Source organism: Paenibacillus elgii NBRC 100335 (genome assembly GCF_004000865.1).
Classification (GTDB): Bacteria; Bacillota; Bacilli; order Paenibacillales; family NBRC-103111; genus Paenibacillus_G; species Paenibacillus_G elgii.
Genome location: NZ_BIMB01000002.1, coordinates 271,332 through 292,692 on the forward strand (window position 1 = coordinate 271,332; position 21,361 = coordinate 292,692).

The window sequence follows — 21,361 nt, forward strand, 5'->3', positions numbered from 1 at the left end:
GAATTTATTTTCCCAGCGTTGCACCGCCATCGATGCACAAATCGCTCATCGTAATATGACCCGCCCGGTCGGACACGAGAAAAACGACCGCATCCGCAATATCGGACGGTCTGGCCAGCTTTCCGAGCGGAATGCCCAGCCGGAACGACTCCGGCGAGCCCGCGATAACCGCCTGCTCCCCGGAATCATCCGCCCACAGCAGACGCTGCATCGCCGTATCGGTCGAGCCCGGCGAAACGATATTGCAGCGGATATTGTGCCGGGCGTGCTCCAGCCCCAGACATTTGGTGAACACCGTCGACGCCGCCTTGGAGGCCGCATAAGCCGCCATATGCATGCGCGGTACCCCGGAGGCATTCGACCCTACGGTCACGATGGCCCCGGATCGCCGGAAGGCCATGCGTCGAACGACGGCGCGGGATACGTAAAACACGCCTTTCGTGTTGACGGCAAATGTCGCCTCCCAGTCCTCGTCGCTGTACGATTCGATAGGCCCCATCCGGAGCACCCCGGCGACATTGACGAGAATGCCGATAGGCCCCAGCTCCCGCTCGATGCGTTCTACCGCGTCCTCTACCGCCGAGCTATCGCTGACGTCTGCCGGATAAGCCGCAGCCTGATAGCCCCGGGCTTTCAGCTCTGCTGCAAGGTGGTCCAGCCCGTCCGCATTGCGGTCGACGGCGGCCACCGAAGCCCCGAGCTCAGCCAGCGCACGCGCCACGGCTTCTCCGATGCCTTGAGCCGCTCCGGTGACAAGCGCGACTTTTCCTTTGATTCCAAGCTCCACCTCTTCATCTCCGTCCTTCCCCTAATCTCGCTGTCCTTGCTTCTCCTGCATCTGTAGCTCGGCCGCCGTCACGGTTTCGGCCGAAGCGCCAGCCGCAAAGCCCGGCTGATCAGCACGGGCAGTACCGAGACGTGCCCCTCGCCTTCAAACTCCTTATATTCCACATCCAATCCGCGCCCGGACAAGGCGGCCAGCCGTTCCGAGAGCGCCAGCGCGCGGTTGCAGTTACGCGAGACATGCGTCTTCTCCAGCTCGCCTACACCGAGCAGCAGCTCGATCCGGCTCGCCGTAGGCTGCCATCCTCTCGTAAATTCCCGCTCCGCCTCAAGCAGAAACGGCTCGTTCCAGTGCAGCGACGGGCTGCCCGCGATATAGCTTTGAAACGCATGCGGCTTCGCAAACAGCGCGTACAGCACAAATAACCCGCCGAGCGAATGTCCGAAAATCGTCTGTCTGCTGCGGTCCACTGGAAACTCGCCTTCGATCTGCGGCTTTAATTCTTCCTCGATGAATTTCAGGAAATGAGCGGCGCCGCCTTGCTCGGGAAGCGGCGTGCTGTCCGCTCGGTTCAAATATTCCTTCGTAGGCGCCGGCGTCAGATCGTAAAACCGCTCCGGCGCGAACGGTCCGTCCACCGGATACCCGATCCCGACGATCACCGCCGGGACGATCCCGGTTTTGTCGGGCCGCCGGCTCTGCAGCCGCACGGCTTCCACCATCGTGCCGAACACCGAATTGGCATCCAGCAAATAAATGACTGGAAATCCGGCAGGAGGCGGGGCCTCCGGAGGCTTCGCCACGAGGATCTGGTACCTCCGGTGATGATCGCGCGATTTCATCGTCCACGTCTCTGCCCACGGAATTTCGATTTTGCTGCGCGCGAGGTCTTTCAGCGTTACTTCGCTTTGTTCGTTCGGCTTGAACGCCACTATGCTTCCATCTCCTTCAATGCTTACGCTCTGAACCGCCACGCTTCCGTTCATCGGCGAATTTCACTTATTTGACCAAATGCTTGACCGTATCGTCAATAATTTTCTCGTAAGCGATCAAGCCATTCCCGAGCCAATATTTATCGCTCACCTCGAACACCTGTCCCTGCTTGACGGCAGGCATCGCCTTCCAAATCGGGCTGTCCGTAATTTCTTTTATCCGCTCTGTGCCCTGACCATATTGATTGATGATGAAAATATAGTCCACGTCCAACTGAGGTAGAATTTCCAGGGAAATGGCGGCGCTGTTCTCCTTCTCTACCAGCTTGGGCTTGCCCAAGCCGAGCTTCTGGTACAGGACCTGTCCGCTCATGTAGTTCCCGCCCATCAGGCTCACGCCCCTGGCTGCGAAGCGGATGACCGCCACCTTTTTCCCTTTTGCGGCTTGATCCAGCTTCCCCTTGGCTTCCTGCACCTTCTGACGATACGCTTTCAGCGCCTGCTCCGCTTCCGCGGTTTTGCCAAGCAGGCTCCCTAGGGTCGTAAGCGATTCCTCCACATCGCCGGAGGCATTCGTAAAAGCGTACGTCGGCGCAACCTTGGCGTACTTCTCGTAATTGCCGTTGCCCGAATAGCTGTTATTTTGCAAAATGATCAAATCGGGATTATAAGCCATCAGCACCTCGGGAGAAGGGGGGCCGCCCGAGAAATCGAGCCGTGGAACGCCGCTCAGCTCCTGCTGCAAATAATCTTGCCCTTGCGTACCGCTTGACCATTGCGCGACCGGCTTGATCCCCAGCTTCAGCAAGGAGTCTTCCAGATACGGGGCAAAAACCCGCTGCGGCACGGCAGGCACCTTGACCTCATGTCCCAGCTCGTCCTTGACGACCTGTTCTTTGGCAGGGGCCTGGCTTTTGCCGCCGTCTGTGGCAGCGCTTTTGTCGTTTGTATTGGCCTCCGGCGCAGGGGTTGCCCCCTTGTTCGCCGTGCCGCAGCCGGCCAGCAGTCCACCCGCTATGACGAGACACAGCAAGACGGACATCGGCAACCTGCCCGCCAGTCTTAATCGATGAAGCATGACACGCATGGAATCTCTCCTTCGTTGATAATAATTCTCATTCACGAGGATTATACATCATGGGCCGAAGCGGGCACCATGGACGCTATCCTGTAATGAATTTGGACAATTCCCTGTAAACAAGAGCTGCGCTTCATCCAGCATCCGCGCAACGGACACGGCGGAATACTCGAACCAGGGGTCCGAGGAAATCAAGTGTACCTGCCCGTTTCGGACGGCTTGGAGCTGACGCCATGCCGCCGAATGCTGGAGCGCCAGCCAATACGCCCGCGAAGCGGCCTCGGGACATACGAGGAGCAGTAGACGGTCGGGATTCAGCTCCGCAAGCCGTTCCATTGTAAGCGGCAGGTGACCAGACGGCTCTGCCCGGTAAACCAAGTTCAGCTTTAAATCCCGGCACAGCACGTCTTCCATGCCGCGGTTGCAATAAGCATGAAGACCTTGCCCGAAAATACGCAGAACCAGAATACCGTCGTCGCCGAGCGCCTCGCCGATGTGCGCCCGGGCCAGCTCCGCCCGCCGTTCGTAGCCGGCGATCCACTGCTCCGCCTTGTCCTCCTGCTCCAGAAATCCGGCGATCAGCCGAAGCTGCTCCCGCCATCCGTCCCGCTCCGCCGAAACGAAGAAAGACGGCGCGATGTCCTCCAGCTTCCGTTTCTCGTTCTCGCCCAGCCGGTCGGTGCCGATAATCGCGTCGGGGCGAGTCTGCGCCAGCGTCCCCAAATTTTCCTCGAACGACCAGCTCGTATAAGGGTCCGTCAGCTTGAGCGGGCGCTTGATCCGCTCTTTATAGGCGTTATAGTAATAAGGAGTCCACTTGGAATCGAGCGGCGCCGCCGCCGGCATAATATTCAGCGCCAGCAACTGACCGGTGACCGAGGAAGAGCATGCGGCGATTTGCTGCCTGGCTTTTTTGACATAGTCGGAGGGGGATACGCCCACCTCCTTCTTGAATTTGCGGCTGAAATAAAACTCGTCCTTGTACCCCACCTTCTGGGCGATTTCCCGCAACCGCTCCTCCGATTCCATCAAATAACGCTTGGCCCGGCTAATCCGGAGGTCCGTCAAATAATCCATCGCGCTCTGCCCGTACGTTTTCTTGAAGAGATCCACAAAATATTTGGGGGTAATATTGGCCATCTGCGCCAACTGTCCGATGGATAGCGGCTCGTTATAGTGCTCATTCATAAACTCGCGGATTTCAATCAGGCTTTTCTTCGGACTCCGGCTCCTCGCAGACGCGGTTCGTTCCCTCGGCAGCCTTTCTTTTTGAAGCATAATAGCCCTCCTCCCGGTATCCACATGATGACTTTTCGATAATGATAATCATTATCAGTAAGGTATCATATCCCTTTATTTCCAGTCAATCCCGTTCAAGAAAATATATTCTTTCAACCTCCGAAAGAGGATGTCCTGATGTCCATGTATATGGAATCGCCACCCGGTCTTAACTTTGATATTAATTTAATCGTCATTTCCGAACATGCAGAAATAACGGCGATAACGGCGCCCCTTCGGTGAAGACGTATCTCTTTCGTGCTGGACCCGTCTTTGTTTTTTGATACAATGGGAATCATAAAGTCCACTACTAAGGAAGGGCGTGCCTTTCGTGAAGAAGCTGCCGTCTACAGAGGCCGATACGAGGTCAAAACAAAAGAACACCGCCGGGAATGATCGGAGCAAAACCATCGAGCAAACCATGGACCTTCACTCCATACAGCAAAGGGTCATGCTTTCTTCCGGTTCTTCCTTGACGCGGGATGTCGCTTACCTGCAGCGAACCTTCGGCAACCGGCATACGGCACAGCTATTGAAGGCTGCGACAGAAGGACATCGCAACGGCGCCAACTCCGGCGCATCTCATTCCAATGCAACACGGACGGACACCATACAAAGACTCGTAACATATAAGGGAGCCCTTGCCAAGCTGGACGAGGAGGACGATGATTTTAAAAACCTTCCCCCCGATCAACAAACAAAAGTCCGAAGCCAGCATGAGGATCGCACCCAAACTTACGATTATGCGGATCAGGCTTCTTTTTATGCCCATGTCGGCGGAGACACCGATCCTGCCAAAATGCCGAAAATCACGGCCGTAGACCCCAAAAATCTGGAAAAAGCCAAGCGTAGGAAAAACCGGACAGCTTTCTACCGAAATCACAAGAAAATCGGTCCCGTCACCGATAATGCCCATTTCAACAAGCCTGAAAACAAGGGAATGCTGCCCGTCTTTTATCCAATGTCCCACGAAGGCCTGGATGAAAAATCAGTGCAATGGACCAGGAACCCGATGACCAATCAATATGAACTGTTTCAGAGCAAAGATCTCACCGCATCCCAGGAACAGGAACTGGACGAAATGTCGTTAACCGTCATTGAGGAGAAAAAAAGCGGTAAAGCTCACTGGACCGCCCACGCCGGTTCCAACCCGGTTTCCAGCTTCACCGATACGGATATCAAGAGCCGCCCTTCCGGCAAGCGTAAATCGGAATATGGAGGAGCAACGTTAGAAGATTTCGCTGAAGATTCCATCGGAACTTCCAGCGCGCACCTTACGGATCGGAATAACCACTACAAGAAAAAGAAGACCAAGAAAGCGCCTCAAGCGACCCGTGGCCATCAACAAGCCTATGAAGATACCATCACGAAACCAAGCAAGAAGACAAGATTGATCTTGGGGTCAGGCGAGAAGCAAGTTTTCAAGGCGAGCAAAAGCAACAGCATTCGCACAACGGACCAAGAACAGGAACCACTTCCAAGTGGAACGATTCCATCTGCCATGAGTCCGGAGCAGTATGATGTAGGGCAGCATGGCCGACGTACGCAATTCGAGACGCCGACCCGTAAAGAGAAAGGGGTATATTTCGAGGTCAATGAACTTACTTTGGACTCCGGTACGACCAAAGGCGGGCTGGACATTCCAGGCAAAAAATATTATGCCTCCGCTTCCCAGGATCGTAAGCCTTTGAAGGCCGCCTCATTCGATCAATATGCCCCGGTTTACAGTGAAAAAGAAGATGCCGGCGGTTGGAATGATTATACCGACGAAAACAAAATCGATCCGGACGATTTGCCTCAGCAGCATTTTTTCGCAAGCGACGAGGAAGTGGAATTTTCCGATTCCGATACGGAACCGCAAACACCTCAATTTTTGCCAGAATTTGAAGAAACGACAGACTATTTTTCTCCTGACGAGCTCCAGCTTGGTCGGGCGTTAGGACAGACCTGGCAAGGTCATAACGATTGGATTGTTAGCGAATATCTGGCAAATACCACGGCTGGCTTTAAATATAAGTTGACCCGAACCCGGTTTGCCTGAAACTGCACGCTAAACATTCATCCCCTATCAGGCCACACGCTAGGATGAAATAGAGAAAGCTAGGCATAAAAATGACCGGAGAAACAAGCAACGTCGCTTCGAACCGTTGCTTTTCTCCGGTCAGCTTATTCAGCTCAAATGACTGCTTTTGGGGCGAGGCAGTCAGCATTTTCCGTATTCCGCACATGCCGCCTCGTGAAACGCTGTCCGGACTTCCTCCACGTCTATCTTGTAGCTGCAGCGAATGGAGAAAATGAAGCCGTCGGCGTGAGACGCGGCGATGCAGTTGAACAGCGAATAAATCGGCAGCGGATTCGGCTGCTTCACGACGGTATCATCAAACAGGCTTTCCTGCAAATGCTCTTTGGTGCTGTTGCCCAAATAATTAAACATGAACAGATCGAGGTACTCGTACTGCTCCCCAAACTGCACGAGCTCCTTGGTTCGGTCCCAATGGCCACGGCAAGCGGGGTCGGTAAGCAGGTGCATAAAATTGATGTTGTTGTCCTTTAGAAGGTCCAGCCGGGTTCTTACGGTACGAAGCATCTCGTCCTGATGCAGCCGCGCATCGATCAAGAGAGGCACGAAATCGATAAATTCCCCGACCGTATTGTAATACGACGCCTCTTCGTACCTTCGACCGTCATACAGGAACAGCAAGGGCAGATGATTTGCCGCCAAATAGGCTTGCAGCCCCTTGGTATAGACGGAAAGCGCAGCCCCCAAAGAGTGCTCCTTCGCCGGAATATTTACGTTAAACAACAAAGCTTCGTCACTCGTTCGATGCGCCATCCGCCGCAAAATGTCCCGTTTGCTCCGTTGAAACGTTTCCAGCTCAAAGGCCGAGATCCATTCCTGTTCCGTGATGCCTCTGGGGCCATGCTGAATTTGATGCACATATTGCGCAAACGGCTTTACTTCCTCCGAAGGCGGAGCTTGGCCCTGAAGCAGACTTCTGTAGCAAGAGACCAACTGCCGCTCGATGACTTCCGTTGTCACCCGGTCGCAAAGGACATGATGCAGGAGCCCGATGACGTAGTGCTCGCGCAGGTTTCGTTTCAGCACGACCATCTGATACAAAATATGGTCCCCGACGTACCGGGTGTTTTCAACGAAATCCTGCAGCATGTCCATAAACGGGCCGCTCGGATCACGGCCCGAAACGTCGATGAGGCTAAGCTTCGGCGAGCGTGTGGAAGGAAACGCGTATTCCTTCCAGCATATACCCGGCTCCCCTTGGACGGGAACGCTTCTCAGCTGACCTTGATGTTGTACGAGCCACGCGTAAGCCCGTTCCAGAAGCGCGTAATCCGCATATTCGTCCAGCTTGAAGAAAACCAGACTGGGCGGCGTGTGGAACTTAATTTGCATTTGTTGTATCGCCCCAAGCGGGTATTCGCGCGTCACTTGCCCCGTTTTGATCCACCGGTCCGTTTGCTCGTAATCGTCTTGAAGCTGCCCGCGAACAACTGCGACCTCATCCGCTTCCATCCTTGTTAATCCGAGACGGCGGCAAAAGACCTCTTCGTCGATCGTTTGATTCGGGTCCGTTTCGATCCTTTGATGCAGAGGCACGATATAGTGGGGCAAGAGCGCTTTGGCCACTTTGCCGTTCATCATCCGTACGAGACTTTCAACGCGGTCCTCCCCTGCGGTATCGCAGTAAAGAACGTAAATCTCTTTCGTTTCGTGCAGAAAATCCCGCACGCGGTACGAGACTAGCTCGTATACGCTCTCCGTTTCCCGGTGCAGCCAGGAGATCAGTTCTTCTTTCGTTTCGATAAGATGTTCCTGAAGATGTTCCTGCCCCGTGGCCGATTGAAGGTAAGCGGCCAGCGCGCGGATCGAATTATAGTGATAAATATCGGTTAAGGTAACGTAGCATCCCGCTTTCTCCATTTCCGCCATCAACGCTAGCGCTTTCAGCGAATGTCCGCCGAGATCGAAGAAGCCGTCCAAGACGCTGAGGTTCGGAACGCCCAATATCCGCTGCCAAATTTCCGCCAGCTTGGCTTCCAGCTCCGTCGCGGGAGCGGCATGCTCTGCGCCGGTGTCCAGCCTGTCTTCCGGAGACGGCAGCGCCTTGCGGTCCACCTTGCCGTTGATGGTGAGCGGGATCTGCTCCAGCTGCACGAAGTGGGACGGGATCATGTAGTCCGGCAGCTTTTGCGCCAGAGCGCTTCGCGCCTCGCTTGCGCTGAACGCGCGGTCCGCCACAAAGTAGGCGCATAGCTGCTTCTGCCCGCTCTCGTCCTCCCGAGCGACCACGATGGCTTCCCGGACCGCTTCCACTTTCGCGAGCTGCGACTCGATCTCGCCCGGCTCGATCCGGTAGCCGCGAATTTTCACCTGGCCGTCGATCCGGCCTTTGTATTCCAGCGTGCCGTCGGAACGCCACCGGACCAAATCGCCCGTGCGATAACACCGCTCTCCCGGCCGATAGGGGTTGTCGACGAACTTCTCCGCCGTGAGCTCGGGAAGGTTTAAATACCCGCGCGCAACACCATCCCCGCCGACGAGAAGCTCGCCCCATATTCCAACGGGCAGCAGCTTCATCGAACGGTCGGTCACGTAGGCTGTCGAATAGCGGATCGGACGGCCGATTGGCACCGGTTCCGTCTGCACTCCGACGATCGGATGCGTCGTGGAGAACGTCGTATTCTCTGTCGGGCCATAAGCGTTCACGATAGCGAGCCTGGGGTTATCCCGCAGCACAAGATTGACGTGCGGCACCGATAGGACGTCGCCTCCGACGAGCAGCGTGTGCAGGCCGCCGAACAGCGTGCTGTCCTGCTGAGATAATTGGTTAAAGAGCGGCGAGGTAAGCCACATCGTCGTAATCTCGTAGCGCCGGATCGCCTCCTTCAACTTTTCCGCGTGCAAGATGACCTCGTTGTTCACGAGATAAAGCCGTCCGCCATTCAGCAGCGCTCCCCAAATCTCGAACGTGGAGGCGTCGAAAACGATAGCGCCCGTTTGCAAAATTCGCGTCGTTTCACCCAGTGCGACGTAGTTGCAATGTTTCACCAGCCGGACGACGCTGCGGTGTTCGACCATCACGCCTTTCGGCTTGCCGGTCGAACCCGATGTATAGATGACATAGGCCAAATGATTCGGCCCCGCTGCAGGCTTGACGTTCGATCCGTTCCCGTCGTAAGCTTGCGGATCATCCAAACGTACCGTTCTCCCGCTAAAGTCCGGATGTCCCGATACCCCGCCCCGGGTAAGCAAAATGTTCGCGCCCGAATCGTCCAGCATGTAGCGGATGCGCTCCGCCGGGTAACCGGGATCGATCGGCACGTACGCGCCGCCGGCTTTCAAGATGGCCAAGAGGCCCACGATCAGGTCCAAGGAACGTTCGATCATGATGCAGACTGGTTGATCCGGCTGCACTCCTTCCGCCCGCAAGGTCCAGGCCAACCGATTGGCCCGCTCGTTCAGCTCGGCATACGTCAGCTGCCGGTCCCCGAATACGAGAGCCGGTTGGTCCGGCGTGCGCTCCGCCTGTTCCTCGAATAGTTGAAAGATCGTCTTCTCCCTCGGGTATCCGGCCCTGTTGCCGATCATTTGCAGCAATTGCGCCTCCTCCTGCATCGTTGTTGCCTCCGTTCATCTATCTTCCATTTGCGGACGATTGCCGATAGCGAAATGACATTCCTATATCGTACAACGTTGTTATTTATTTACTCTTTCATTTCTAAGTGTAAGATTAACACTATTGTTCCTTTTTTGTCCAACAAAGCGTGCATCCATTATTCTTCCGACAATTGGATCCCGGCCACCGAATATAACCCGGAACGCATAATTTTAGTCAGCTGCTGGGCCATAAAGTCTGCGGAATAGGGCAAATCCTTATCGAGCCACCCCTTAATGACCATCATCAGGGCGCCCGCGGAATAATGAGCGAGGAACGGACCGGGCACTTGAAGCTTTTGCGGATCGGCCTGAAGCAGGGTTATATCTTTAAGAATATGCTCCTTAATCATTTCGATGGTTTTCCAAATGAAGTCCGGGACATGCCCGACCATGACCCGATAAAATTCCCGATTCCGATGAATGTGCTCGAACAGGCATACGAATCTTGGCATCGGATTGTATTTGTAAGATGTCCCCGCAGCTTGGACGCTGTTTTTGGCCGACTCGATCTCTGTAACGGCTTGCTCCAGCATTTCACGAATGCTTTGCTGCAGGAGGTCCTGCTTATCTTCATAATGATAATAAAACGTGGACCGGTTGATATCCGCCCGCTCGATAATATCCTGAATCGTCAAAGAGTCAAACCCTTTCTCGGCGATCAGTGATACGAGCGCTTCTTGGATCGCTTGCCGGGTCCGTTTAATTCTGCGGTCCATGGCTCTGCCTGAATGCGACATGTGCTCCTCCTTTGTTGAACTTTTTCGCTTTCCCCTACATTTGCGTTCGTTTTGTACGATTTCCGATAAATCGCGGCAAATTAACGGTAGAACGCCCTCCTATAATCGTTATAATAAGGCTTAAGTTTCACGATTTCCAACACAATGTCGGAAAAATTCAAGTTGGAGGGGAGCAAGGTTTATGTCACATGTTTTCTTCAAAGGCGGCACCTTGATTGACGGGAATGGCGGAGTTATGGAGGATTCGGGAGTTTTGATCCGTGATGACGAAATTGTCCGGATCGGGAAAGCTTCCGAAGCAAATCTGCCACCGGACACCCGCGTACAGGAGATCGGCGGTAAAGTGATCATGCCCGGACTGATTGACGCTCATGTGCATTTGGTCGGCGTCAGGACGCCGAACCCGATTTCCGCTTCGTTTACCTCTCCCGAGCTGCTTGTGGGCCGGGCGCTGAACGATACGAAAAAATTAATCGAGGCGGGATTTACAAGCGTCAGAGACGTGGGCAGTCATATCGCTCTGCATGTACGCAATCTCATTGCGGAAGGCGAATATGAAGGACCAAGAATTAAAGCGTCGTATAAGCTGCTAAGCCAAACGGGCGGACACGGGGATCTGCATATGCTGCCTCCGGAGTTTAATTCTTACGGGTATATTTGCGACGGCGTGGCGGAAAGCCGCAAAGCGGCGCGGACCATGTTCCGCGAAGGCGCCGATTTTATCAAGGTATGCGCTTCGGGAGGCGTAATATCCGAAAAGGACGATCCCCGGGCGCCCCAGTTTACCCTCGAAGAGTTGGAAGCGATTGTTTACGAGGCGGGCGCGGTCGGCTCCTATGTCGCCGCTCATGCCCATAGTACGCTGGGTATCAAAAATGCGCTGCGGGCGGGGGTGAAGACGATCGAGCACGGCATTCTGATGGATGACGAAGCCATCGAATTGATGCTCGACCGGGATGCTATCCTTGTTCCTACCATGACCATTACCAGCCTTCTGGTTGCGCATGGTTCGCGCATAGGCTTGCCCGAATCGACCTTACGGAAAGCCCAGCTCCTAAAACAAGTTCATACGCAAAACCTGCAAAAGGCATACCGGGCCGGCGTCAAAATTGCAACGGGTACCGACCTCATGGGCGTAACTCCGGTGGAACACGGCCAAAATGCCATGGAGCTCAGTTTGCTGGTCAGCGAGGTCGGGTTAAGCCCGATGGAAGCAATCATTGCCGCTACCAAAACCGCGGCCGCCGCACTCGCGCTCCAAGATTCCGTAGGCACCGTCGAGCCCGGCAAAAAAGCGGACTTGCTCATTGTTTCCAACAACCCGCTCCAGGATATCAACGTGCTGACGGATACCGCGAATATCGAACAAGTCTATGTGGGCGGCAAACGGTTGAAATAATCGAGAGGATAGCTGACGAAGGCGGACTTCATTGCTTTGAAAGCTCTTGAAGCACCTCTCTTACCCGCTCAATCAACGGCGCCGGCGCTTTCTTTAACGAACCCGTATCAAACGGAGGCTGAGGATCGTATTCCAAGATTAATTGGACCGCTTTACTCGTATCTTCCCCGAATTCCCATGCCGCCAATTGAAGCGCCATATCGATACCGGAGGAGACGCCGGCTGCCGTTACGATTTGACCATGGCGAACCACTCTCTCGTCTGTCGGAATGGCTCCAAGTGAACGAAGCAGGTCGAAGGAGCCCCAATGGCAAGTGGCCGCCGCTCCGTTCAACAAGCCTGCAGCGCTCAAAATCAAAGAGCCGTTACAAACCGACGTAGTCCATTTTGCGGTCCCGTGGATTTGGCGAATCCACTCCAACGTTTCTTCGTCGTTCATTGGAATTTTATAGTTCGGCGGACTGCAGCCGGGAACGACAAGAATATCGGCTGCAGTCATCTCGGAAAAGCTGTAATCGGCATGCAAATACCCCATTTTGGAGTCCAGTTGAACGATCCCTTTTTTCTTGGCGATAAACTTCACGTTGCATTTCATTGTGGCAGAAAATACTTCATACGGACCAATGGCATCCAAGGCTGTGATTCCATCGTAAAGCATGATTGCGACTTCCACGCTCATCTCTCCTTTAATGATTCATTCACCGCAAACGAAATATACCATACATATGTAGGGTATGTCTGTGTCGACGTGATGAATCCCGGATAGCTCTAAAGAGCTAAAAAAACCGAAAGCCGCTCTCCCGGGTTTTTACCCTTTGCCGGTTACAGCCGGAATTATATTTGAAAAAGACGGCCGCAAAATGCGACCGTCCTTGATAACGGGTCCTACAAAAATGAAGCAGCTTACTTCATTTCCCAGTCTGTGACCTGAGCAATCTCGGAATCGACGTTCTTCAGATTCATTTTGCCCATGTCCACGAGAGTATCCCATTGTTTTACACGGTTTTTACCGTTAGGTGGCTTGTTGTATTTGTTGGTATCCACAACCAAGGTACGTTTGGCATGGAAATTCTTCATAAAGGTTTTCTCGTTCGAGCTACTGCCGGAACGGGCTAGCAAGCCTTGAAGCGTATTCGAGCCGCCGGTAGCGCCTTGATTCAGCGCCGTATCGACAAACGATCCGATCGTCACCGCGCTGGTAAAACCGCGCTGGCGCGCTTGTTCGACGCTGTACCGGATATACACGTTATAGAATGTTTCCCACATGGCTTTTCTCCAAGCCGCATCGTTTTGAAGCTTTTTAATCTTGCCGCAGAACACCTTTTCGCTATCTTTAATTTCCAGAATCGAGCCTTTCATTTTTCCGTTAATGCCAAGTCGCTTCAATGCGCCATCAGCCGACGGGTTGCTGGCTCCTTTGGCGGCGTCATAGGCTTTGAAAAGTTCCGGGCCATCGGGATGGGTATCTCTGGAGCCGCCTGTAGTAGCACCGAAAAGACCGATCGTATACCCGCGCTCATCTTCAATGTCTTCACAATACCCGTAGTATTTGATCCAGTTCAAATCATCCTGCTCCGGTTTGTTGATGAGCTTCATGATGTTGTTCCACTGCTCGCCATCGAGCCCCGTATTATTGCGAAGAAATTGCAGGGTTTCCGGGGAGAAATTGTCGTCAGGAGAAGCTGCGGCTGCTTTGGATGGCCCGAACAAAGCGGTTGCGCCAAACAAGGAAGCCACTAAGGTAAAACAAAGAAAGGCTAACAGAAATTTGGTCCGGCTTTTGGATGGTCTAGCATTGGACATATGCATGTAATCCCTCCTAAAAATGTTGACCGCATGAATAAACAACAGGCTGCTTGCCGCTTTACAGGCAATTCAAATCTAATGCTCCTTCTCCTTTCTTTCCAAAAAAGTATAAACGTTTATACTTTTGAATATGGGTTAACCAGCCCTTTACAAGCTACGCCTCCCCTCCCTTCTTCGTTTATAACATAAAACCCTAAACTACCCTCGACTTTCTCCGATCAAAATATAAACGTTTATATTTTTGGGTTAAAAGAGTTGTCGTATTTGAAAAGCTGCTCAGTGTTGCGTACAACACCGAATCACTTTTAACCTCACGCAAAAACCTCTTACTTCCAAGATTACCATCATCTTCGGATATTGTGAAGACGCTTTTTTAATAAATATGGCTTCCGCTTGATTCAAATATCCAAAAAAGACAACGCGCCCATGGAACAGTCGTTCCTGAGCACGTCATCGATGCATGTGTTACCACTTGATCGCTTTGGGAATATCTTCTTCGTTCACTTTTTCCCATTCTTGCGCGTAAGCGCCTTTTGCCAGTACTTTTAGATACGCCCCCTGCAATAACGGAAGGCTTGCCGTGAACGTTACCTCTTTCTTTTCCCCCTGGGCATTGTAACCGGTCAACACGTACTTATATCGGCCCTGGTCAGGCTCTCCCGGTTTCGTAATTTGGACATAAACATATTCCTTTGTAATTAAGGGGTTGAAGCGGTCGACTACGTCCCTGTACTTTACACCAACCAGAACCGCCAGAATCACAATGACTAAAGCTGCTATCGCGCCGCCTTTTTTCATGGTTTGTCTTCTCCTTTCCCTTGCACCCTTTATTCATGCTCTCATGGCATTTTTGACGATGTTTCTGTAATAGCCCACGGCTAGAACGGCAAACACAAAGTAAATCAATGCGTACACTCCCATCGCAATCGCCGATGGTACGACGATGCTGGAAATTACTAAGATGGATGCCGCTTTGACGGCAAATACGGAATGCAAGAGCCCGATCAAGAGCGGGATGGCGAAGACGAATAGCTGCTTGCGCACAATTCCCCTCATGATGGCATTCACGTCAAAGCCAAGCTGCCGCAGGGTCATAAAGCTCCTCTTCTCCTGCTCCGCTTCCGTCATTTGCTTGAAATACAGGATGCTGCCGGTCGAAATGAGAAAGACGAGTCCGAGAAATCCCGAAATGAAGATGAATAACCCGAACGACTGGAGAGAAGCTTCGTATTGCGTATGGAAATCGGGCATAAATTTATCTTCCTTTTTATACTTCGCATATAGACCGGATGCCTTGGCACGCTCCTTTTTGTCTGGAATCTGGTACGTATCAAAACGAACCGCTTCAAAATCGGATGAGGGCCGCATGCTCTCCCTGAGTTCCTTAAAGGTTGATTCCGCTGTCACCAGTTGAGCGCCATGCACGTTATAATTCATGACAAACTTAATGACAAGCCCTGTCAGCCGAAGCGTCTCCGTACCTCCGTTTTTCCCCGGCTTAATCTCTTTTAAAAAATTCTTTCCCTCTTCCTTGTTCTTTCCTTCGAGATTTGCCCGGCCGTTGTAAAGAACCGCTTCTCCTTTTCCGGGCACCTTGACGTCCGCTCCGGCTTCCAGAAGCTGTTCGGCAGGGAAAAAGAGCAGCCCTTGGACATCGCTTTCTGAACGATTGTCCGGGTCGGAAATTTTGCCCATCAGCCGCACAGCTTCAACCGGTTTATGAACGAAGGTTATTCCCTCCTTCTTCAGCTCCTCGTTAAACGACCTTGAATCCTTCTCGCTATTCTCGAAAATAAAATCGTACGGCAGCGAGATCCGGGTATCGCTTTCCGCAGAAAAATAAAGCGAGTAGGCCATCGCGACCATCGTGAGCGTCATCGCCGACAGCACGGTAATTAAGGTTAGCGAGTTGGCATTCGCTTTCATCCGGTGCATCAGCGGGGCGAGGGACAAACTGTTGGCCAGTCCGAGATGTCCGTTTTTGCTCCTCCGGAACATATAGAAAAACCAACTAATCGTGACGCGGAACAGAAGATACGTACCCAAGATGGTCGATAGGAGGACCAATAGCATGTTAAAAAACAGCATGTCGTTCACCATGTGTCCCGAAAGCCGATAGCCGTATCCAATGAGCACGATGCCCAATAAAGCCAGGAATGCCGCAACGATGGAATTCGGCTTTTTGGGATGCTCGCCTTGTTGATCCGCATGAAACAGCTGGAGTAAGGTGCTGCGATAAACTGTTAGCAGCATCTGGACCGAAGTGAGCACAATCAGCGCGGCAAACACGATAACCGTCTGAAGCGCGGCCGGAGCGGAGAACGTCAGCGCGATAAATCCTTTGAATCCCAGAAGCTTCATAAGAATGAGCAGGAACAGACGCGATACGAGCGCGCCGCTGCCGATACCTAATAGAAGCGCGCCCGCACCCAGCAGCGCATTTTCGATGATAAGAAGACGGGCTACCCCCTTCTTGGTCAAACCTATCAATTGATATAACCCGATTTCCCTGCTGCGGCGTTTCAGGAAGATGCGGTTCGCGTAAACCGTAAACACGGCCACAATAAGCAGGAGCAAAATTCCCGCCACCTGGAACGAAGTAGTGAAGTTTACATCCGAGCCCGACGTACGGACAATGGATGAGTCATGCTGTAACGTGGCAAAGACGAAATACAGACTCGTGCTAAAGATGAGCGCAAAAAAGTAAAGATAATAGTGTTTAATATTTTTCCGCATGCTGCGGGCGACAAGCTCAAATAACGTCAACCGTGTCACCCCCGAGAACAGCCTGCACATCCATAATATCCTTGAAGAAGGCCTGCCTCGTTTTGTCGCCGCGGTATAATTCGGAATAGATCATGCCATCCTTCAAAAAGACAACACGGCTGCAATAGCTTGAAGCCACTGGATCGTGGGTGACCATCACAATGGTGACCTTCCGTTTTTGATTGAGAGCTTCCATCGTTCCGAGCAGCGAGGAAGCCGATTTGGAATCAAGCGCACCCGTCGGTTCGTCGGCGAATAAGATTGCCGGCCGGTGAATGAGCGCGCGGCAGGCGGAAGTCCGCTGTTTTTGGCCGCCCGATATTTCATGCGGATATTTGTCCGCCAGGTCGTTGATGCCGAGAATATTGGCAATGGTACGGAACTCTTCTTCCGCTTCCTTTTTATTCATCTTTCCAAGGGAGACGGGAAGGAGAATATTTTCCTTGACCGTCAGCGTATCAAGCAGATTATAGTCCTGGAAAATGAAACCCAGTTTATCGCGGCGGAAAGCGGACAGTTCGGCATCTTTCATGTTGGAAATGTCCGTATCTTCGATAAGAATCGTTCCTTCTGTCGGGCGGTCGATGGTGGCGAGAACATTTAGCAGGGTCGTCTTACCCGATCCGGATGGTCCCATGATTCCGACAAATTCACTCTCGATGACACGAAGCTCGATGCCTTTTAACACTTGCTGGGCGCTTCCCTTTGTCCCGTATGATTTGCGGACATCGTGAGCGTGCAGCATCGTTTTTTGCGTATATATGTGATTCATACTTAACCTCCGAGTTTGCGATAGCCTTATTGTAAGGTGTCCCTCAAGCTTTGTCGCACGTTTTAGATGATAAACGGGAACGGTAATGTGACAATATTGTCATGTTCCGCTACAGGGTTGCTATTTTCCATAAAATAAGCAGTCAGGAATATCCCGACTGCCAGGTATGTTTGTCTATTGGTCATCCGGTTCGGATGGATTCGAAGTCATTTTTCGCAGTGAAAATCATACGCATAACGGTTCCTTTACCCGGTCCGGATTGCGCCTCCAGGGTAATCCCGATTTTGGCGGCAACAGTCTGCGCAAGATACAATCCAAGGCCGGTCGCTGCATTTTGAAGTCTTCCGTTTCCGCCTGTAAATCCTTTGTCAAAAATGCGGGGCAGGTCGTGCGCCGGAATTCCGGGCCCTTCGTCCTTGATGGCGAGTATGACATGGCCAGCCTCCGTCATTTCAGTCCAAATCACGATCGTTCCGCCATCCGGACTGTATTTCACAGCGTTAGTCAATACTTGCCGGATCATGAACCGGCACCATTTGCTGTCTGTGATGACCTCCGTATCCTCCCCTTCGAAGTCGACCGCTATGTTCTTCTCCACACACCACGAGGCCAAATCGCGGATTTCTTTCGCGGCAAGCCGCTGAATCGCGGTTGCTTCCAAAACATAATCCGACTCCAGGGAAGGCAGACGCGTAATGTACAGCTGCCGATCGATAAGCAAATAGATCCGTAACCATTCCGCTTCGATTTTGCGTATCGCCGGATCGCTGCGATTGGCATCGATGATCAGCTTCATGGCGGTGAGAGGCGCTTTTACTTCGTGCACCCAAGAGGCCATGTACTCATTTTCGATGAGGTGCGCCTTTTTACATTCGGACAGTTTTCGTCTAAAGAGGAGATCTGCGGCACGCAATACTTCACTCGTTACCTCATCCCGTACATTTTCGGCCATCGGCAAGGTTTCGATCCAGTCGTCATTCATCTCTTGGTGGAGTGCCGCAAGCGCAGCCGCATATTTCGTCTCTTTTCGATAACGCCACAGGAAGAATCCGATAAACGAAAGAAGAAACAAGGTATTCAAATAAACGATGGAGCTAATTTGTATATGGATGCCTTTATCCAGCCAAATAAGCAAGTCTGTAAAACCAAGCAGCATCATAAACAGCAAAATCCAACTTTTCATACTGCCAACGTAGCGTATAAACACCCCTCTCGCGTTCCTCCCCTATAAAGTGATGGCCATGTAGCCTAATCCTTTTTTCGTTACGATGGCGTCTTCCAATTGGAGGATAGCCAGCTTCTGGCGTAATCGCGTGATATTCGCGGTCAGGGTATTATCGTTGACGAACTGCTCGTCTTCCCATAGCTTTCGTATGAGGTCATGGCGCGCGATAATCTCGTTCTTCGCCTTCACGAGCACGGCAAGAATGAAAAATTCGTTTTTCGTCAATTCGACCTCTTGGCCGTCCAGGCGGATGACGCCGCGTTTCATATCGATCAGCGCGCCGTTCCATTCGATAATATCAGCCGTTTCTTCCATATAAGCGTACGTGCGGCGAAGGACAGCCTGAATTTTGGCAAACAGCACCTCCATGTTGAACGGCTTCTGGATGTAGTCATCCGCTCCCATATTCATGGCCATGACCATATCCATCGGGTGATCCCGCGAAGATATAAAAAGAATCGGCACCTTCGATACCGCTCGAATTTCCCGGCACCAGTGAAAGCCGTCGTACTTTGGGAGTTGAACGTCCAGGATGACAAGATGAGGCTGCTCCTTTATAAAAGGCCCCATAATATCATGGAAATGATCGGGTCCTGCAACACGAAAAGACCACTTCTCTAATCTTTCCTTCAGTGAATCGAAGATGGAGGTATCGTCTTCCACAATAAAAATGCTCATGTCCATTCCAATACACTTCCTTTCTAAAATAGTTTAATTGAAAAGAAGGGGGAGAACAATTCGGGCGATAACAATGCATAGAATGTCAATAACAAAAAACCTATATGCGACGTTAATAAAACGTCTCACACAGGTTTGCTGCGTGGTGCCCCTCGACAAGCTGAGTATCATCGTAACGATCCTCTTTTCTATGAACCGGCAGGTAACCGTCCATTAAACGAGGGCAAACTGACGCAAAAGCTTCATAACGGTCTCTCTCTTGACCGGCTTGCTGATATACTCATCCATACCAGCCGCCAGGCATTTTTCCCGATCGCCCTTCAAGGCGTTAGCCGTGACGGCAATGATTCGGGGGCTCTTCTCTTGGAGACTCTTTTTTATGATTTGTGTTGCCTCGAGGCCATTCAGAGCGGGCATATGCAGATCCATAAAAATGATATCAAAATGCTCTTTATGGACGGCTTCAGCCGCTTCTTTACCGTTTGTGACGACGGTAACCTTATGCCCCATTTTTTCAAGCATTTTGCTCATCACAAGTTGATCGATCGGATTGTCTTCAGCGAGCAAGATGCTCGTCTTGATCGCGTTATTTGACATCGGCTCAACCCCCTGCTCGCTTGGAAGTTCCGGAGCTTCCTTAAGCCTGATGGTGAAAATAAACGACGATCCGTTGCTGCCGTCACTGACGGCGTGAATTTCTCCGCCCATCATACGGACCAGCCTCCGGCTGATTGCAAGACCAAGGCCGGTGCCTTCGTATCTGCGGGTCATTAGGCTGCCTATTTGCGCAAACGGCTCAAATATGCGGTTAAGCCACGCGGGATCAATGCCCATCCCCGTATCCGTAACGGTAAAGACCAGCTTGTCCGAATCTCCCTTCCGCTGCTCCACTTTTACCGATATACTGCCCTTGTGTGTAAATTTTACAGCATTGCCCAACAGGTTGATCAGCACCTGTTTCAGTCGCTCGGGGTCGCCATAAATATAGTCGGGAACATCGTGATTGAGGGTGTACGTCAGGTTTAAGTTTTTTATTTCAGCTCTGCCGGAAATGACGGAAAAGCTGTCTTTGATGCATCTTCGCAGATCGAAAATCTCCTCTTGAAGCTCGATTCGCCCGGCTTCGATTTTGGAAAGATCAAGGATGTCATTAATGATGCTGAGCAGGGTCTCTCCGCTTTTGCGGATCACTTCTATACAGCTCCGCTGCTCCTCGCTTAAATCTGTCATATCCAGCAAAATATCCGTCATTCCGACCACCCCATTCATGGGTGTACGGATTTCATGGCTCATCATGGCCAAAAACTCGCTCTTTGCTTTATTGGTGGCCTCGGCTGTCTCCTTGGCCAGCAGCAATTTTTTCTGTTCAGATATGTCCTTACAAATCAGGTAAAACCCGATATTATGCCCGCCTACAAAAATCGGCGCTATACTTGCAAGCACTTCAACGGTATTACCATCTTTGGTAACCAGCATGTCAATGTCATGCTCAATTGAATTATCGTAAAGGGACTTTTCAAGTATCTTGCTTACATTTTCATTTCCGATCAGATTCGCAAGCTTCATACCGATCAATTCCGTTTCGATCAAGTACCCGGTCAACTTCTCGGCCATGGTATTGGCATTAATAATGCGGCCGTCGAGGCCAAAGGAAATGACGGCATCATGGTTGTATTTTTTGAGCGAAGTATACCGTTCGACGGACTCCTGGAGCCGTCGCTCCGAATCTTTTTGTTTCGTGATATCAATCATTTGGGTAATGTAATACAAAGGAGTGTCCGTCTCGTCGCAAAAAAGCTTGATGGATAACAGTCCCCACATGATCTCGCCATTTTTTTTGATGTATCTTCTTTCCATCTGTACTTCACCGTCATTGCTCAATAGCGCCTTTAGATCGTCAATGTCGGCTTGCGCTTCATCGGGGTGAGTAAAGTCGCCTATTCGCTTGCCGTCAAACTCCGCTTTGGCATAGCCCAACATCTTTTCCATTGCGGGATTGACCGTTAAAATAAGACCATCAGGCGAAACAAGGGAAATGCCAAAAGAAGCATGGTCAAACACTTGTTGATTGAAGGTGACTTGGTTCAAATTCACGCGATGCATGCGGCTTACCTCCGTAGGTTCTACAAATAACTTCGTTATTTCGGTCAAATGACACACTTCCTAAGGTATTTACCCATTACTGGGTGCACTGAAACTTGAACACTCCCGCCACCTGCGCTAATGGCG

General features: G+C 51.8%; 16 protein-coding genes and 1 pseudogene. 2 read left to right on the forward strand and 15 right to left on the reverse strand.

What is annotated here, in order from left to right; all coding sequences use genetic code 11:
- Nucleotides 1-4: 4 nt before the first annotated feature.
- The 4 genes from PEL01S_RS02810 to PEL01S_RS02825 form a co-directional block, all read right to left on the reverse strand.
- A complete protein-coding gene (locus PEL01S_RS02810) occupies nucleotides 5-787 on the reverse strand; it encodes a 2,3-dihydro-2,3-dihydroxybenzoate dehydrogenase (protein ID WP_127459179.1) in 783 nt (260 codons plus the stop codon).
- A 68-nt stretch (nucleotides 788-855) separates the two neighbouring features.
- Nucleotides 856-1,716: an alpha/beta hydrolase gene (locus PEL01S_RS02815; RefSeq protein ID WP_063180964.1), complete on the reverse strand. Its 861-nt coding sequence runs from the start codon at nucleotides 1,714-1,716 to the stop codon at nucleotides 856-858.
- Nucleotides 1,717-1,783: 67 nt separating this feature from the next.
- Nucleotides 1,784-2,803: an ABC transporter substrate-binding protein gene (locus tag PEL01S_RS02820; RefSeq protein WP_127459180.1), complete on the reverse strand. Its 1,020-nt coding sequence runs from the start codon at nucleotides 2,801-2,803 to the stop codon at nucleotides 1,784-1,786.
- 48 nt (nucleotides 2,804-2,851) lie between these two features.
- Nucleotides 2,852-4,072, reverse strand: coding sequence for a helix-turn-helix domain-containing protein (locus PEL01S_RS02825; RefSeq protein WP_063180895.1), 1,221 nt, complete (start codon nucleotides 4,070-4,072; stop codon nucleotides 2,852-2,854).
- A gap of 331 nt (nucleotides 4,073-4,403) precedes the next feature.
- Between PEL01S_RS02825 and PEL01S_RS02830 the strand changes: the two genes are divergently transcribed.
- A complete protein-coding gene (locus PEL01S_RS02830) occupies nucleotides 4,404-6,113 on the forward strand; it encodes a hypothetical protein (protein WP_127459181.1) in 1,710 nt (569 codons plus the stop codon).
- Between the two features lie 162 nt (nucleotides 6,114-6,275).
- On the opposite strand, the gene PEL01S_RS35815 is transcribed toward PEL01S_RS02830, so the two are convergent.
- The 3 genes and pseudogenes from PEL01S_RS35815 to PEL01S_RS02840 form a co-directional block, all read right to left on the reverse strand.
- On the reverse strand, nucleotides 6,276-7,733 hold the full coding sequence (locus PEL01S_RS35815; RefSeq protein WP_443093769.1) for a condensation domain-containing protein: 1,458 nt from the start codon (nucleotides 7,731-7,733) through the stop codon (nucleotides 6,276-6,278).
- 198 nt (nucleotides 7,734-7,931) lie between these two features.
- Nucleotides 7,932-9,704 (reverse strand): annotated as a pseudogene (locus tag PEL01S_RS35820) (amino acid adenylation domain-containing protein); the annotation flags it as partial.
- Between the two features lie 161 nt (nucleotides 9,705-9,865).
- Complete coding sequence (locus PEL01S_RS02840) at nucleotides 9,866-10,486, reverse strand: TetR/AcrR family transcriptional regulator (RefSeq protein ID WP_127459183.1); 621 nt, start codon at nucleotides 10,484-10,486, stop codon at nucleotides 9,866-9,868.
- A gap of 181 nt (nucleotides 10,487-10,667) precedes the next feature.
- Between PEL01S_RS02840 and PEL01S_RS02845 the strand changes: the two genes are divergently transcribed.
- Entirely contained in the window at nucleotides 10,668-11,885 is a 1,218-nt protein-coding gene (locus PEL01S_RS02845) for a metal-dependent hydrolase family protein (RefSeq protein WP_127459184.1), read from the forward strand.
- Nucleotides 11,886-11,913: 28 nt separating this feature from the next.
- Here PEL01S_RS02845 and PEL01S_RS02850 read toward each other — a convergent pair whose 3' ends face one another.
- The 8 genes from PEL01S_RS02850 to PEL01S_RS02885 form a co-directional block, all read right to left on the reverse strand.
- The gene (locus PEL01S_RS02850) at nucleotides 11,914-12,558 is read right to left on the reverse strand and encodes a DJ-1/PfpI family protein (RefSeq protein ID WP_127459185.1); all 645 of its coding nucleotides are present in this window, start codon (nucleotides 12,556-12,558) and stop codon (nucleotides 11,914-11,916) included.
- A 230-nt stretch (nucleotides 12,559-12,788) separates the two neighbouring features.
- The gene (locus PEL01S_RS02855) at nucleotides 12,789-13,694 is read right to left on the reverse strand and encodes a chitosanase (protein ID WP_174806891.1); all 906 of its coding nucleotides are present in this window, start codon (nucleotides 13,692-13,694) and stop codon (nucleotides 12,789-12,791) included.
- Between the two features lie 462 nt (nucleotides 13,695-14,156).
- A complete protein-coding gene (locus PEL01S_RS02860) occupies nucleotides 14,157-14,489 on the reverse strand; it encodes a YxeA family protein (protein WP_063180905.1) in 333 nt (110 codons plus the stop codon).
- 33 nt (nucleotides 14,490-14,522) lie between these two features.
- Entirely contained in the window at nucleotides 14,523-16,457 is a 1,935-nt protein-coding gene (locus PEL01S_RS02865) for an ABC transporter permease (protein ID WP_127459186.1), read from the reverse strand.
- Nucleotides 16,444-17,229: an ABC transporter ATP-binding protein gene (locus PEL01S_RS02870; RefSeq protein ID WP_063180908.1), complete on the reverse strand. Its 786-nt coding sequence runs from the start codon at nucleotides 17,227-17,229 to the stop codon at nucleotides 16,444-16,446. The genes PEL01S_RS02865 and PEL01S_RS02870 overlap by 14 nt, the downstream gene beginning before the upstream one ends.
- 181 nt (nucleotides 17,230-17,410) lie before the next feature.
- The gene (locus PEL01S_RS02875; protein ID WP_255320062.1) at nucleotides 17,411-18,436 is read right to left on the reverse strand and encodes a sensor histidine kinase; all 1,026 of its coding nucleotides are present in this window, start codon (nucleotides 18,434-18,436) and stop codon (nucleotides 17,411-17,413) included.
- A gap of 18 nt (nucleotides 18,437-18,454) precedes the next feature.
- On the reverse strand, nucleotides 18,455-19,132 hold the full coding sequence (locus tag PEL01S_RS02880; protein WP_063180972.1) for a response regulator transcription factor: 678 nt from the start codon (nucleotides 19,130-19,132) through the stop codon (nucleotides 18,455-18,457).
- A 213-nt stretch (nucleotides 19,133-19,345) separates the two neighbouring features.
- Entirely contained in the window at nucleotides 19,346-21,235 is a 1,890-nt protein-coding gene (locus PEL01S_RS02885) for a PAS domain S-box protein (RefSeq protein WP_127459187.1), read from the reverse strand.
- Nucleotides 21,236-21,361 lie beyond the last annotated feature (126 nt).

What these genes read in the sequence shown, in the direction of transcription:
- PEL01S_RS02860 (WP_063180905.1), bottom strand. Translation starts at nt 14,489, where the DNA reads ATGAAAAAAGGCGGCGCGATAGCAGCTTTAGTCATTGTGATTCTGGCG.
- PEL01S_RS02845 (WP_127459184.1), top strand. Translation starts at nt 10,668, where the DNA reads ATGTCACATGTTTTCTTCAAAGGCGGCACCTTGATTGACGGGAATGGC.
- PEL01S_RS02880 (WP_063180972.1), bottom strand. Translation starts at nt 19,132, where the DNA reads ATGAGCATTTTTATTGTGGAAGACGATACCTCCATCTTCGATTCACTG.
- PEL01S_RS02885 (WP_127459187.1), bottom strand. Translation starts at nt 21,235, where the DNA reads ATGCATCGCGTGAATTTGAACCAAGTCACCTTCAATCAACAAGTGTTT.
- PEL01S_RS35815 (WP_443093769.1), bottom strand. Translation starts at nt 7,733, where the DNA reads ATGATGAACGGCAAAGTGGCCAAAGCGCTCTTGCCCCACTATATCGTG.
- PEL01S_RS02820 (WP_127459180.1), bottom strand. Translation starts at nt 2,803, where the DNA reads ATGCGTGTCATGCTTCATCGATTAAGACTGGCGGGCAGGTTGCCGATG.
- PEL01S_RS02870 (WP_063180908.1), bottom strand. Translation starts at nt 17,229, where the DNA reads ATGAATCACATATATACGCAAAAAACGATGCTGCACGCTCACGATGTC.
- PEL01S_RS02855 (WP_174806891.1), bottom strand. Translation starts at nt 13,694, where the DNA reads ATGCATATGTCCAATGCTAGACCATCCAAAAGCCGGACCAAATTTCTG.
- PEL01S_RS02825 (WP_063180895.1), bottom strand. Translation starts at nt 4,072, where the DNA reads ATGCTTCAAAAAGAAAGGCTGCCGAGGGAACGAACCGCGTCTGCGAGG.
- PEL01S_RS02840 (WP_127459183.1), bottom strand. Translation starts at nt 10,486, where the DNA reads ATGTCGCATTCAGGCAGAGCCATGGACCGCAGAATTAAACGGACCCGG.